Origin of the sequence: Streptomyces sp. NPDC005485 (assembly GCF_040606085.1) — a bacterium.
Classification (GTDB): Bacteria; Actinomycetota; Actinomycetes; order Streptomycetales; family Streptomycetaceae; genus Streptomyces.
In genome coordinates this window covers 15,924-29,559 of record NZ_JBEXDZ010000043.1, presented here as the reverse complement: position 1 = coordinate 29,559, position 13,636 = coordinate 15,924, and the positions used below count along the sequence as shown (strand labels likewise).

The 13,636-nt window shown below is 68.5% G+C and carries 11 protein-coding genes; all 11 read left to right on the top strand.

Features of this window, described 5'->3' with window-relative positions; genetic code table 11:
- The first annotated feature begins 129 nt into the window (after positions 1-129).
- The 11 genes from ABZS97_RS16995 (at position 130) to ABZS97_RS16945 (ending at position 13,544) form a co-directional block, all read left to right on the top strand.
- Positions 130-273 (top strand): pyrroloquinoline quinone precursor peptide PqqA, encoded by a 144-nt coding sequence (locus ABZS97_RS16995; RefSeq protein WP_356138413.1) that lies wholly within the window; start codon positions 130-132, stop codon positions 271-273.
- Positions 274-305: 32 nt separating this feature from the next.
- Positions 306-1,082: a pyrroloquinoline-quinone synthase PqqC gene (gene pqqC, locus ABZS97_RS16990; RefSeq protein WP_356138476.1), complete on the top strand. Its 777-nt coding sequence runs from the start codon at positions 306-308 to the stop codon at positions 1,080-1,082.
- Positions 1,079-1,333, top strand: a complete 255-nt coding sequence (gene pqqD, locus ABZS97_RS16985) for a pyrroloquinoline quinone biosynthesis peptide chaperone PqqD (protein WP_356138411.1) — start codon at positions 1,079-1,081, stop codon at positions 1,331-1,333. The genes pqqC and pqqD overlap by 4 nt, the downstream gene beginning before the upstream one ends.
- Positions 1,330-2,439 (top strand): pyrroloquinoline quinone biosynthesis protein PqqE, encoded by a 1,110-nt coding sequence (gene pqqE, locus ABZS97_RS16980; RefSeq protein WP_356138408.1) that lies wholly within the window; start codon positions 1,330-1,332, stop codon positions 2,437-2,439. The genes pqqD and pqqE overlap by 4 nt, the downstream gene beginning before the upstream one ends.
- Positions 2,440-2,942: 503 nt before the next feature.
- Positions 2,943-4,028: a glycoside hydrolase family 88 protein gene (locus ABZS97_RS16975; RefSeq protein ID WP_356138474.1), complete on the top strand. Its 1,086-nt coding sequence runs from the start codon at positions 2,943-2,945 to the stop codon at positions 4,026-4,028.
- A gap of 6 nt (positions 4,029-4,034) precedes the next feature.
- Positions 4,035-4,838, top strand: a complete 804-nt coding sequence (locus ABZS97_RS16970) for a Tat pathway signal sequence domain protein (RefSeq protein ID WP_356138406.1) — start codon at positions 4,035-4,037, stop codon at positions 4,836-4,838.
- 12 nt (positions 4,839-4,850) lie between these two features.
- A complete protein-coding gene (locus tag ABZS97_RS16965; RefSeq protein ID WP_356138404.1) occupies positions 4,851-6,773 on the top strand; it encodes a glycosyl hydrolase family 28 protein in 1,923 nt (640 codons plus the stop codon).
- On the top strand, positions 6,770-8,599 hold the full coding sequence (locus tag ABZS97_RS16960) for a discoidin domain-containing protein (protein WP_356138401.1): 1,830 nt from the start codon (positions 6,770-6,772) through the stop codon (positions 8,597-8,599). The genes ABZS97_RS16965 and ABZS97_RS16960 overlap by 4 nt, the downstream gene beginning before the upstream one ends.
- Positions 8,599-10,326 carry a carbohydrate-binding protein gene (locus ABZS97_RS16955; RefSeq protein WP_356138399.1) on the top strand — a complete coding sequence of 576 codons (1,728 nt, stop codon included), beginning with the start codon at positions 8,599-8,601 and terminating at the stop codon, positions 10,324-10,326. Before ABZS97_RS16960 ends, ABZS97_RS16955 begins: the two co-directional genes overlap by 1 nt.
- A 164-nt stretch (positions 10,327-10,490) precedes the next feature.
- A complete protein-coding gene (locus ABZS97_RS16950) occupies positions 10,491-11,888 on the top strand; it encodes a carbohydrate-binding protein (protein ID WP_356138472.1) in 1,398 nt (465 codons plus the stop codon).
- A gap of 12 nt (positions 11,889-11,900) precedes the next feature.
- Positions 11,901-13,544, top strand: a complete 1,644-nt coding sequence (locus ABZS97_RS16945; protein WP_356138397.1) for a glycosyl hydrolase family 8 — start codon at positions 11,901-11,903, stop codon at positions 13,542-13,544.
- The last annotated feature ends 92 nt before the right edge of the window (positions 13,545-13,636 follow it).

Here is a 13,636-nt window from a genome sequence, read left to right as displayed (position 1 = left end):
CGGGTCTCGTCATGCGGAGACTCTGTATCGCATCGTCGAACGTGTCGATGAACGCAATGCATGCATGTGAACGCCAGCACCTGCCTGGGCTCCTCACCCCCCACCCCTCAGGAAAGCGGGTATGCGCACATGAACGAAACGATCCCCGAGCTCCCTTACGTGGAACGGGCCATTCGGGAAACATCGGAGGAAAGAGGCTGGGAGACCCCGGGGTATCTGGTCGTCGAGACCGCCCTGGAGGTCACCGCCTACGCCCTCGGCGACCGCGCCTAACCCTCGGTGAGTACACCGTGACCGCGACTTCCGTGCGCGGCGACGGCGCCGCGGCCCCTTGGGGAACCGATGAGTTCACCGAGCGGCTGCGCGCCGTCGCCGAGGAGCGCTACCACGACCGGCATCCCTTCAACATCCGCATGCACCAAGGCGAGTTGACCCCCGCCGAGCTGCGCCGCTGGATCGCCAACCGCTTCCACTACCAGCGCCACATCCCCGTCAAGGACGCCCTGATCCTCGCCAAGTTCGACGATCCCGCACTGCGCAGGTCATGGCTGCGCCGCATCCGGGACCACGACGGGACGCGGGAGGGGGAAGGCGGCATCGAACGCTGGCTGCGGCTGGGCGAAGCCGCCGGCCTCGGCCGACCCGAACTGCGGGACGCCTCCCGGGTGCTGCCGGGGGTGCGGCTCGCGGTCGAGGGATACGTCAACTTCTGCCGGGTCCGTCCGGCACTCGACGCGGTCGCCGCGTCCCTGACCGAACTGTCGGCACCGGGCCTGATGCGCACCCGCATCGCCGCCTTCGAACGCCACTACCCGTGGATCGAGGCCGAGGGGCTCGCGTACTTCCGGACCCGGATCGGACAGGGCGGCCGCGACAGCGAGGAAGCCCTCGCGCTCGTACGGACCTGGGCCCGCACCCGCGAACGGCAGGAGCGGGCGGTGGCCGCGCTGACCTTCAAGTGCGACGTGCTCTGGTCCCTGCTCGACGCGGTGGAGCGGGGGGCGCCGGACGCGTCGCAGCGAGCGCCTCTGGATGCATCGGAGCGCCGCTTTCCGGATGCGCCGGAACGAGGAGCGTCATGACCTGGCGACCCGTACTGGCGCGCTCGGTGATGCTCCGTCATGACCGGGTCCGTGACATCGACCTGCTGCTCCTGCCCGAACGGGTGGTCGTCCTACGGGGCGACGCGGGCAACGTCGTCCGGCTCTGTGACGGCCGTCGTGCGGTGCCCGAGATCGTCGCCGAGCTCGGGGCGCGGTTTCCCGGCGCCCCCGTCGCCCGTGAAGTCCCCGCATTTCTCTCGGCCTTACGAAGGGAGGGCTGGCTCAGGTGACCGATCCGCCCTGGGCGCTGCTCGCCGAACTCACCCACGGCTGCCCACTGCGCTGCGCCTACTGCTCCAACCCCATCGAACTGATCAGTCGGTCAGAAGAGCTGAACACCGGACAATGGGTCGATGTGCTGCAACAGGCCGCCGACCTGGGCGTCGTGCAAACACACCTCTCCGGCGGTGAACCGCTCCTGAGGCGCGACCTCACCGACATTGTCGAGGCAGCGGACTCGGCCGGCCTCTACACCCAGCTGGTCACCAGCGGTGTCGGACTGCACGAACGGCGCCTGGGCGACCTCGTCGACGCCGGCCTGCGCAGCGTCCAGCTCTCCGTGCAGCACGCCGAGCCGACCGCCGCCGAACTCGTCGCGGGCGCACGCTCGTTCACGGCCAAGAAGCGCGCCGCCCGGCTGGTGAGCGAGGCCGGGCTCCCGCTCGGACTGAACGTCGTACTGCACCGCGCCAACATCGACGCGCTCGACGACCTGATCATGCTCGCCCTCGCCTGGGGCGCCGACCGGATGGAGCTCGCCCACACGCAGTTCTACGGCTGGGCGCTGCGCAACCGCGCCGCCCTGCTGCCGAGCCGCGAGCAGACCGAACGAGCCCGCGAAGCACTCGCCCGGTGGCGTGAACGCCTCGCGGGGGAACTGGAGTTGGTCTGGGTCGCCCCCGACTACTTCGACGGCACGGCGAAACCCTGCATGGGCGGCTGGGGTGCGGTCTCGCTCACGGTGGCCCCGGACGGCACGGTCCTGCCGTGTCCGGCCGCGGCCGTCCTCCCGGACCTCGACGCACCGAACCTGCGCGATCACCCGCTCGCCTGGATCTGGCACGCGTCGCACGCCTTCAACGCCTATCGCGGCGAGGCCTGGATGCAGGCCCCCTGCCGTACCTGCGCCCTTCGCACCACCGACTTCGGCGGCTGCCGCTGCCAGGCCCATGCGCTCACCGGCGACGCGACCCGTCCCGACCCGGCCTGCCGTCACGCCCCCGACCATCCGCTGGTCCGTGCCCTGGTCGACACGCCTGGCACGCCTGACCGCACCCCTGGCCGTGCCGATGCCCCCACCTACGCCTATCGCGAATACCGCGGAGGAGGAACATGAGACGTCCACATGTGCTGCCGGCGGCGGCCGCGCTCGCCGTCGCAAGCCTGATCGCCGTCCCCGCGGCCGTCCCGGCCGCCGCCGCTCCTGTCACCACCGCGCAGATCGCCACCGCTCCGGTCGCACCTCAGGCAGCCACCCCTCCGTTCGAGGCCGAGAGCGCCACGATCAGCCATGGCACGGTCGCCGCCGATCACCCCGGCTTCACCGGCACCGGCTTCGTCGACTACGACAACACCCCGGGCGGATACGTCGAGTTCACGGTCACCGCCGACCAGCAGGGCACCCAACCCCTCGCCCTCCGGTTCGCCAACGGCACCACCACCGACCGGCCGATGGACATCACCGTCAACGGCGTCCTCGTCGCCGATCACCTCTCCTTCCCGGGCAACGGCTCCTGGACCGGCTGGGAGACCCGGACCGTCGACGCGGCGCTCCGGCCGGGCGCCAACACCGTCCGGGCCACCGCCGTCACCGCGAACGGCGGGCCCAACCTCGACTCGCTGAGCGTGGGGCAGCCCGCGCCCGCCGAGGACTGGTCGGTGTCGATGATCGAGTCGACGACGGCACGCTACTCGCCGACCACGATCGGCGGCTGGTCGTACCCCGTCGGCCTGTATCTCTACGGCCAGTACCTCACGTACCAGCGCACCCATGACCCGCGCTACCTCTCGTACATCAAGAGCTACGTCGACCGTTTCGTGGCGAGTGACGGCGCGATCGGTCAGAGCTTCAACAACCTCGACAGCATGCAGGCCGGACGGCTGCTGACGATCCTGCACCACGAGACGGGCCAGGACCGCTACCGCATCGCGGCCAAGAAGATCCGCGACCGCCTCGACACCTACCCGCGCACCTCGGACGGCGGCTTCTGGCACGCCGACTCCGACAGCCGTGCCCACCAACTCTGGGCGGACGGCGTCTACATGGTGAACCCGTTCCTCGTCGAGTACGGCAGGGAGTTCGGCGACGCGACGTACGCCGACGACGAAGCGGCCAAGCAGCTCTACGTCTACGGCAGCCATCTCCAGGTCGGGAACGGCCTGTTGAAGCACGCCTACGACGAGTCGCGCACCGCGAGCTGGTCCGACCCGGGCACCGGTCTGGCGCCCGAGCACTGGTGCCGGGCCGTCGGCTGGTACTCGATGGCGATCGTCAACGTCCTGGACGCATTGCCGAGTTCGCATCCCCGCCGCGCCGCCCTTGTGACCATCCTGAAGAAGCTGGCCGTGGGCCTGGAGCGCTACCAGGACCCGGCCACCGGACGCTGGTTCCAGGTGATGGACAAGGGCGACCGCGGTGACAACTGGACCGAGACATCCTGCTCCAGCATGTTCACGTACGCCCTCTCGCGCGGAGCCCAGAAGGGCTATCTCGACGCGCACTACGCGACCGTCGCCCAGCGCGGCTACCAGGGCGTCCTCGCGAAGGTCTCCCTCGGTTCCGACGGCCGGACCAACCTGACCGACATCTCCATCGGCACCAACGTCGGCGACTACGCCTACTACGTGGGCCGCACCCGGGCGACCAACGACTTCCACGGTCTGGGCGCCTTCCTGATCATGAACGAACAACTCCGGGCGAGGTGAGGGAAGATGAGCGCACTGCACGGGCCGTACGAAGGGCCCTCCCGTCGGAAGGTGATCGGCGCCGCACTCGCCGGGACCGCGGCCGCCGCAGGGCTGCAGAGTCCCGCGCATGCGGCGAGCTGGCAGCTGAAGTGGTCGCCGACGGCGGGCGGCAACGGGCTCGGCGCCTTCGAGACGATCGAGGACGACCGCGCCGACTCGCACCCCGCCGGGCACCCGCACATCCACCCGGAGGGCGACAACTGGCGGTTCAACATGCACACGGTGGACCGCGACACCATGACCGATCGGCAACGCCAGGAGGTCACGGGCCTGCGCACCAGCAGCTCGAACTACCTGAAGTGGCTGCCGGGCCAGACCTGGCGGGTGACGTACTCGATGTACATCCCCAGCTCCCTCAAGGCGACCACCAGCTTCACCCACATCATGCAGATGAAGCAGCCGGGGACCGGAAGTTCGCCGATCGTCGTGCAGTCGCTGCGACGCGTGAACGGCGCCCAGACCATCGAGTTGAAGCTCGCCCTCACCGACACCCTGATCGGCCGGGCCGGCCTGGACCCGCTGCACGACAAGTGGACGGACGTCGACTTCCAGATCAAGGTCGGCGACGGCACCTCGGGTTCCGTGCGCTGGATCCTCAAGAGCGGAGGCACGACCGTCATCGACAAGTCGAAGTCAGGCGTGGACACCTTCCTCGGCGACCGGGTGCGGCCGAAGTGGGGCATCTACCGCTCCCTCGGCGACACCTCGGGCTGGCTGCAGAACTGCTATCTGCTCCTCACCAACCTCCGCGGTTACCAACTGGTGTGAGACGAGGCCGACATGAGAAGCACGGCACGCAGAGCACTCTCCCTGACCCTTCTCGGGTTCCTCGTCGTCCTCGGTCTGTCCCAGCCCCCGGCCGTCGCGAGTCCCCAGGCACCGACGGCGGGCACCGCCGTCTTCGACGTGCGCGACTACGGCGCCAAGGGCGACGGCTCCACCAATGACACGCCCGCCGTCCAGAAGGCGGTCGACGCAGCGAACGCGGCCGGCGGCGGCACCGTCCAACTCCCCTCACCCGGGACGTACAAGTCCAAGAACACGCTCCACATGAAGAGCAACGTGACGCTCCAGGTCGACACGGGCGCCACACTCCAGGGCTCCAGCGCGGACACGTACGACCCGCCCGAGACCAACCCCTACGACCAGTACCAGGACTACGGGCACAGCCACTTCCACAACGCGATGATCTACGGCGACCGGCTGACCAACATCGCCTTCGTGGGTGGTGGCGTCATCGACGGCCAGGGCAACCTGATCACCGGCAACCCGTCCTCCGGCGAAGCCGACAAGATCATCTCACTGACCCGCTGCAACGGCCTGCGCATCGGCGACGGTCTGACCCTGCGCCGCGGCGGCCACTTCGCGGCTCTCATCAACGGCTGTACGAACGTCACTTCGGACCACCTGACCATCGACACCGCGTCCGACCGTGACGGCTGGAACATCATCAGCACGACCGACGTCACCGTCACCAACGCAAACATCAAGGCCAACGACGACGCACTGGTCTTCAAGAGCGACTACGCGCTGGGCGCCAAACTGCCCAACGGCCCCGGCCGGGTGAGTGACTCGTACCTCTCGGCGGTGTGCTGCAACGCGCTCATGTTCGGCTCGGAGACCTGCGGCGACTTCACGGACTACCGCTTCGAGCACATCCGTATCGAGGGCTCGAACAAGTCCGGGCTCGGCATGGTCTCCATGGACGGCGCCAGGATCTCCGACATCCACTACCGCGACATCACCATGAAAGACGTCCACTCGCCGATCACGCAGAAGATCGGCACCCGCAAACGCTGCGGCAACAACCCGGGCGTCGGCTCCATCAGCAACGTCACCTACGACGACATCACCGCCACCGGCTCCAGCCCCTCCTTCAGCCCGACCCTGTGGGGCGAGTCGAGCCCGAACCACATCAGTGGTGTCACCTTCACCAACGTCGACCTCACCGTGCCCGGCGGCAACGGCACCATGTCCACCGCCGTGCCGAGCAACGACCCCACCAACTACAACCCCAACAGCATCGGCACCCGGCCCGCGTACGGCTGGTACCTGCACAACGCCGACCACGTCACCTTCACCGACAGCTCGGTGCGGTTCGCGGCGAACGACGGCCGCCCGGCGGTCATCGCCAATGCGGGCAGCTCGGTGAAGTTCACCCGGTTCACCGCGCAGAAGGGCAGCACGAGCCCCTTCGACATCGGCTTCCAGACCGTGTCGGGCCACTGCGTCGCCGACAGCCACAACACGACCGGCGGAGCGCTGCGGCTGTCGGCGTCGGGGTCGAGCCAGGACTGCGGCACCACACCGCCGCCCGGTACGCGGCACGAGGCCGAGAGCGCCACGTACTCGACGGGCAGCACCGTCGACACCGACCACGCGGGCTACTCCGGCACCGGCTTCGTGAACACCGCCAACGCGGCCGGCGCATACGTGGAGTGGAATGTGAACGCGGCGAGCGCGGGAACGAAGACCGTCGCGATCGCCTACGCCAACGGCACCACCGCGGACCGGCCGATGGACATCACCGTCAACGGCCAGGTCGTGGCATCCGGCGTCTCCTTCCCGCCGGCGCCCGACTGGACGACCTGGCGCACGATCGGCGTCGCCGTCCCGCTCACGGCGGGCGCGAACACCGTCCGCGCGACGGCGACCACCGCGAACGGCTGCCCCAACATCGACTACCTGGAGGTGCCGGCATGACCAGAACCGGCAGACGACCGACCGGCGGACGACTGTCCAGCAGACGACTGACCGCCCGCCTGATCGCGGTGGTGGCGCTCCTCCTCGGCGCGCTGCTGCTGCCCTCGCCCGCACACGCGGACCTGCAGAACCCCCGCCAGGACTTCCTGCGCGCCTCGACCGGCGGCCTCTTCCTGCACTGGGGTGAGCGCACCGCACCGCAGCACACCAGCTGCTCCGCCTGGGAGAACGACGTCACGAACGGCGGCTGGACCCCCGACTACTGGGTGCAGGAGGCCCAGAAACTGCACGTCCAGTACCTCGTCCTCGCCACCTTTCACAGCCGCCTCGGCTACGCCCGCCCCTGGCCCTCGGCGATCCCCGGCAGCTGCGCCACCAAGCGCGACTTCCTCGGCGAACTCATCACCGCGGCCTCCGCAAAGGGCCTCAAGGTCATCCTCTACATGACCGACGACCCCCAGTGGCACAACGAGGGCGGCCACGAGTGGCTGGACTCGGCGGCGTACTCCGCCTACAAGGGCACGAACGTCGACCTCACCACCCGTGACGGGTTCGGCCGGTTCTCGTACGACAACTTCTTCGAGGTCATGGACCGCTACCCGACGCTCGGCGGCTTCTGGATCGACAACGACAACGCGTACTGGGAGAGCCACGACCTCTACGCGCAGATCTACCAGAAGCGACCCAGCTACACGATCAGCAACAACAACGAAGACACGCCGATCATGGACATGATCAGCAACGAGCAGAAGACGGGAATGACCCCGTCGTACGACTACCCGCAGGCGGTCTACACGGCCCAACCCCGGCTCACCGAGGCCGACTTCAAGCTGCCGTCCAGCGGAGCCTGGTGGTACGACGGCTCGAACCCGAGCGTCGACCGCATGCTCACCCTCGGCCGGCTCGTCACCAACGCGGGCTCGTCCGTGAAGGCGCTGATGGCGGAAACAGCCCAGGTCAACGGGAAGTTCCCGTCCAACCAGGAGTCCTTCAACAACTTCGCGAACTCCTACCTCGGTCCCATCCGGGAGTCCCTGCACGGAGTCGAGGGCGGCGGCTACATGTACGGCGGCCTCAAGCCCGGCTTCTGGAACGACGGCGCCCACGGAGTCACCACGATCAGCAAGACCGACCCCGGCCGGCAGTACGTCCATGTCCTCACCCCGCCGTCCACCAGCACCCTGCGCATCCGCGACAACGGCTACCGGATCGCGTCCGTGACCAACTTGCGGACAGGGGCGGCCATTTCCTGGTCCCAGTCCGGCGGTGTCCTCACGCTGAACGGGCTGGGCAGCTGGGACCCGTACGACACCGTCTTCAAGGTGACCACGGCCGGACGCCAGGGCATCCTGCCCGCCTCCTCGTACACGATGAGCGCAGCCGCGTCGGCGAGCGGGCACGGCGCCCCGGCCGCCGCGGACGGCAGCTACCTCAGCTACTGGGACAGCAACAAGACGCTGCCGGTCACCCTCACCTTCGACCTCGGCAGCTCGAAGCGGGTGCAGTACCTCGGCCTTAACCAGCGTGAGGACTCGGTCGCCTACGCGCGCTCCGACACCGAGCAGTCCGCGCGAATCAAGGACTACAAGGTGTTCCTCAGCAACGACGGCTCCACCTGGGGCAGTGCGGTCAAGAGCGGCCAACTGCCCAGCGCCCGCGGCATGAAGGGCATCGACATCACCGCGGCCAACGCCCGCTACGTACGCCTCGAAGTCGACTCGACCTGGGCGGCGTCCACCGACACCACCCGCTACAAGCGGCTGCGGATCGACGAGGCATGGATCGGCACGTCGTACGCGACGCCCGCACCGGGGGTGGCGAAGTGATGAGACACCTCAGAGCCGTACTCCTCGCCCTCGCGGGCGTGTTGATCGCCGGAGCGATCCCGCTGCTGACCGCCCCTCCCGCCGCCGCCTCCGGCAACGGTCAGTCCATCCGGCCCGCGATGGGCTGGAGCAGCTGGAGCTTCGTGCGCCGCTGGCCGACCGAGGACAAGATCAAGGCGCAGGCGGACGCACTGGTGTCCAGTGGCCTCGACCGGCACGGCTTCGTGAATGTCAACCTCGACGACTTCTACCAGAAGTGCGACTCGAACGGCTTCGTCGTCGACTCCTACGGCCGCTGGACCGTCGACTCCGCCAAATTCCCCTCCGGCATCAAGGCGTTGGCGGACTACGTCCACTCCAAGGGCCTGAAGTTCGGCTTCTACGTCACCCCGGGCATCGCCAAGAACGCCGTCCTGAAGAACACCCCGATCGAGGGCACCTCGTACCACGCGGCGGACATCGCGGACACCTCGACGCTGGAGAAGAACTACAACTGCAAGAACATGTACTACATCGACTACGCGAAACCCGGCGCCCAGGAATTCGTCAACTCCTGGGCCAGGCAGTTCGCTTCGTGGGGCGTCGACTATCTCAAGATCGACGGCGTCGGCAGTCAGGACGTCCCCGACGTACGGGCCTGGGACAAGGCGCTGCGGGCCACGGGCCGTCCGATCAACTACGCCCTCTCCAACAACCTCGCCATCGCCGACGCCCCCACCTGGCGTTCCCTGGCGAACAGTTGGCGCACCCAGGGCGACGTCGAGTGCTACTGCGGGTCGGGCCCCAACGGCAGCGGCTATCCGCTCACCGACTGGTCCCACGTCACGACCCGCTTCACCTCGGCCGCCAACTGGCAGCAGTACGCGGGCCCCGGCGGCTGGAACGACCTGGACTCCCTGGAGATCGGCAACGGTGACCAGGCCGGACTCACCGCCGACCAGCGGCGCTCGCAGTTCACCCTGTGGTCGATGGCCGGCGCGCCCCTGCTGCTCGGCACCGACCTGACCCAGCTGGACCCGGTCGACACGGCGATGCTCACCAACGACCGGTTGATCGCCGTCGACCAGGACGGATACGCGGCGGGGCGCATCGTCTCCAGCGGTGTCAACCAGGTCTGGAGCAAGCGCGAGGACACCGGGGACTTCGTGGTCGCGCTTTTCAACACCGGTACGTCCGGCTCCTCGACGGCGACGGTGAACTGGTCGCAGGTCGGATTCACCGGCTCCGGTCAGGTCACGGACCTCTGGTCGGGGGCCGACAAGGGCACGGTCGCCGACACCTACAGCGCCACCCTGCGGCCGGGCGAGGCCCGGCTGATCCGGGTGGCCCCGCTCGGCACCAGGACGGTGCGTTACCAGGCGGAGCAGGCGGGCACCACGTCCGGCTCGACCGTCGACACCGACCACCTCGGCTTCACCGGCACCGGCTTCGTGAACACGGCCAACGCGGCGGGCGCGTACGTCGAGTGGACCGTGGACTCGGCCACCGCCCGCAACGCCTCGGTGGCCATCAGGTACGCCAACGGGTCCACCGTGGGCCGCCCGATGGACGTCACCGTGAACGGCACCGTCGTCTCCGCGAACCGCGCCTTCAACGGCACGGGGAGCTGGGACACCTGGGCGGCCTCGACGCTCACGGTGCCGCTCAGGGCGGGTACGAACACGATCAGGGTGACGGCCACGACCACGAACGGCGCGCCCAACGTGGACGCGCTCGACCGGAGTTGAGGCCTGCCACCGACAGTCCCCGCACCTCCCCGCCCGCGTTCTCGCAGGCGGGGACGTGTGCCCATCAAAGGTTAGGAACCCTTCCTAACACCCTCACATTGCACCGCTTCCCCATCCCTCGCACCGCACCGCTTCCCCGTCCCTCTCACCGCTCCTGGAGGTAGATCCACGTGCACCCCCTCGCACCCCCACGCCGTCTCGGCGTGGTCCTCGCCGCCCTGTTCGGGCTGCTGCTCTCCCTGCTGTTCGCCTCGCCCCCGTCGGCCCGCGCGGCGGCCGCGGCCACCGACTACCAGGCCGAGAGCGCCACGATCTCACAGGGCGCGGTGGCCACCAACCACACGGGCTTCACGGGCACGGGCTTCGTCGACTACACCAACATCACCGGCTCGTACGTCGAGTTCACGGCGGACGCGGCGGCCGCCGGTCAGACGACCCTGACCTTCCGCTACGCCAACGGCACGACCACCGACCGCCCGATGGACATCTCCGTGAACGGCACGGTCGTCGCCTCGAACGTGTCCTTCGCGCCCACCGCGAACTGGGACACCTGGGCCACCAAGTCGGTCACCGTCTCGCTGACCGCGGGCGCCAACAAGGTCCGCGCCACCGCGACCACCGCGGGCGGCGGACCCAACCTCGACGAACTGACGCTCGGCAGCACCCCCGTCGGCACCCCCGGCCTTGCGGTCGCGCCGTACGAGTACTTCGGCTGGGGCAACCCGCAGAGCCCGACCTCCGTGATGTCGGCGACCGGCGTCAAGTGGTTCACCCTCGCCTTCATCCTCTCCGACGGCTCCTGCAACCCCGCCTGGGACGGCTCGCGCCCGCTGACCGGTGGCGACGACCAGTCGAAGATCAACTCGATCCGGTCGGCCGGCGGTGACGTGATCGTCTCCTTCGGTGGCTGGAGCGGCGCGAAGCTCGGCGAGAAGTGCAGCAGTGCCTCCTCGCTCGCGGGCGCCTACCAGAAGGTCATCAACGCCTACCACCTCAAGGTCATCGACATCGACATCGAGAACACCGAGTGGGGCAACGCCACCGTCCGCCAGCGTGTGATCGACGCGCTGAAGATCGTGAAGGCCAACAACTCCGGCCTCAGGACCGTCATCACCTTCGGCACCACCACCAGCGGCCCCGACTCGACAGGCGTCGACATGATCAACCGTGGCGCCAACTCCGGTCTGGCCAACGACATCTGGTGCATCATGCCGTTCGACTTCGGCGGCGGCACGACCAACATGGGCACGCTGACCACCCAGGCCATGGAAGGCCTGAAGGGGCGCGTCAAGTCCGCGTACGGCTACAGCGACACGACGGCGTACGCGCACATCGGCCTCTCGTCGATGAACGGCAAGACCGACGACTCCGGCGAGCTCGTTCGCATCTCCGACTTCCGGACCATGCTCGCCTACGCCCAACAGCACCACATCGCACGCCTCACCTACTGGGCCGTCAACCGTGACCGGGCCTGCGGCTCCGGCTCCGACGGCGACGCGTGCAGCGGCGTCTCCCAGCAGCCGTACGACTACCTCAAGGTCTTCGCCCAGTACGCGGGCTGAGAAAGGGCGATCATGAAACTCACGCATCGCAGACGCGCCCTGGCCTGGGGCACCGCCCTGGCCCTCGCACTGCCCCTGCTCGGCCTGACGACAGCCGGGACGGCAGCGGCGGCCACCGACTACCAGGCCGAGGACGCCACGATCTCGCAGGGCGCGGTGGCCACCAACCACACCGGTTTCACGGGCGCGGGCTTCGTCGACTACACCAACATCGCCGGCTCGTACGTCGAGTTCACGGTGAGCGCCGCCTCGGCGGGCAGTACCGCGATCGACCTGCGGTACGCCAACGGCACGACTACCGACCGCCCGATGGACATCTCCGTGAACGGTACGGTCGTGGCCTCGAACGTGTCCTTCGCGCCGACCGGCAACTGGGACACCTGGGCCACCAAGTCGGTCACCGTGTCGTTCACCGCGGGCGCCAACAAGGTCCGCGCCACCGCGACCACCGCCAACGGCGGACCCAACCTCGACAGGACCACCGTAGGTGCGCCCAGCACGAGCGGGCCCGCCGTCCCGTTCGGCAGCCACCAATTCCCGTACACGACAGGGATGTTGAAGCCCTCGGGCAGTCAGGCGACCCTCGACCAGGCGGTCGTCAGCAAGTACACCGCCTGGAAGTCCGCCTTCGTGCGGGAGAACTGCGGCAACGGCTGGTACGAGGTCATCTCGCCCGACGCAGACCACCCCTACGTCGCCGAGGGGCAGGGCTACGGCATGGTCGTCAGCGCGTTCATGGCCGGCGCCGACCCCGACGCGAAGAAGATCTTCGACGGCCTGGTCAAGTACATGTTGGCGCACCCGTCGGTGCACAACTCCAACCTGCTCGCGGCCGAGCAGGACTCCTCCTGCAAGTCCGTCGACGGCTCCGACTCGGCGACCGACGGCGACCTCGACGTGGCGTACGGACTGCTGCTCGCCGACAAGCAGTGGGGGAGTGCGGGCACGTACAACTACAAGGACCTGGCGACCAAGCACATCAACGCGATCAAGGCCAGTGAGGTCAACCCGAGCACGCATCTGACGAAGCTCGGCGACTGGTCCTCCTCGGGCGACCAGTACTACTACATGACGCGCTCGTCGGACTGGATGCTCGACCACTTCCGGGCCTTCCGCCGCGCCACCGGCGACACCGCCTGGGACACCATCCGCACCGCCCACCAGAACCTGATCACCCAGCAACAGGCCAACTACGCCTCCGGCACCGGCCTGTTGGCGGACTTCGTCGTGAACACGAACGGCACCCCGAAGCCCGCGAGCGGCGAGGTCCTGGAGAGCCCCAACGACGGCGACTACGGCTGGAACGCCTGCCGTGACCCGTGGCGGATCGGCGTCGACGCCGTCACCGGCGGCGACGCGGCCTCCCTCGCCTCGGCGCGCAAGCTCAACTCCTGGATCAAGGCGAAGACCGGCGGCAGCCCCGACAGCATCGTCACCGGCTACCACCTGAACGGCTCGGCGTTCGACAGCGGGCACGACATGGCGTTCACCGCGCCCTTCGTCGTCACGGCCATGACCGACTCCGGCTCGCAGGTCTGGCTGGACGCCCTCTGGAACAAGCTCGCCGGCACGGCGATCAACTCCTCGCTCTACTACGGCGGCAGCGTCCAGCTCCAGTCGATGATCGTGGCGTCCGGCAACTACTGGGCGCCCTGATCTCCCTCACTCACGTGTAACCCTTTCGGATCTGACGGAGGTTCAGATGCGCAGCGCCACCCCATCCAGAGTCCGGCTGAGGAGGATCGCCA

What these genes read in the sequence shown, in the direction of transcription:
- ABZS97_RS16960 (WP_356138401.1), top strand. Translation starts at nt 6,770, where the DNA reads ATGACCAGAACCGGCAGACGACCGACCGGCGGACGACTGTCCAGCAGA.
- ABZS97_RS16970 (WP_356138406.1), top strand. Translation starts at nt 4,035, where the DNA reads ATGAGCGCACTGCACGGGCCGTACGAAGGGCCCTCCCGTCGGAAGGTG.
- pqqD (WP_356138411.1), top strand. Translation starts at nt 1,079, where the DNA reads ATGACCTGGCGACCCGTACTGGCGCGCTCGGTGATGCTCCGTCATGAC.
- ABZS97_RS16955 (WP_356138399.1), top strand. Translation starts at nt 8,599, where the DNA reads ATGAGACACCTCAGAGCCGTACTCCTCGCCCTCGCGGGCGTGTTGATC.
- ABZS97_RS16965 (WP_356138404.1), top strand. Translation starts at nt 4,851, where the DNA reads ATGAGAAGCACGGCACGCAGAGCACTCTCCCTGACCCTTCTCGGGTTC.
- ABZS97_RS16945 (WP_356138397.1), top strand. Translation starts at nt 11,901, where the DNA reads ATGAAACTCACGCATCGCAGACGCGCCCTGGCCTGGGGCACCGCCCTG.
- ABZS97_RS16995 (WP_356138413.1), top strand. Translation starts at nt 130, where the DNA reads ATGAACGAAACGATCCCCGAGCTCCCTTACGTGGAACGGGCCATTCGG.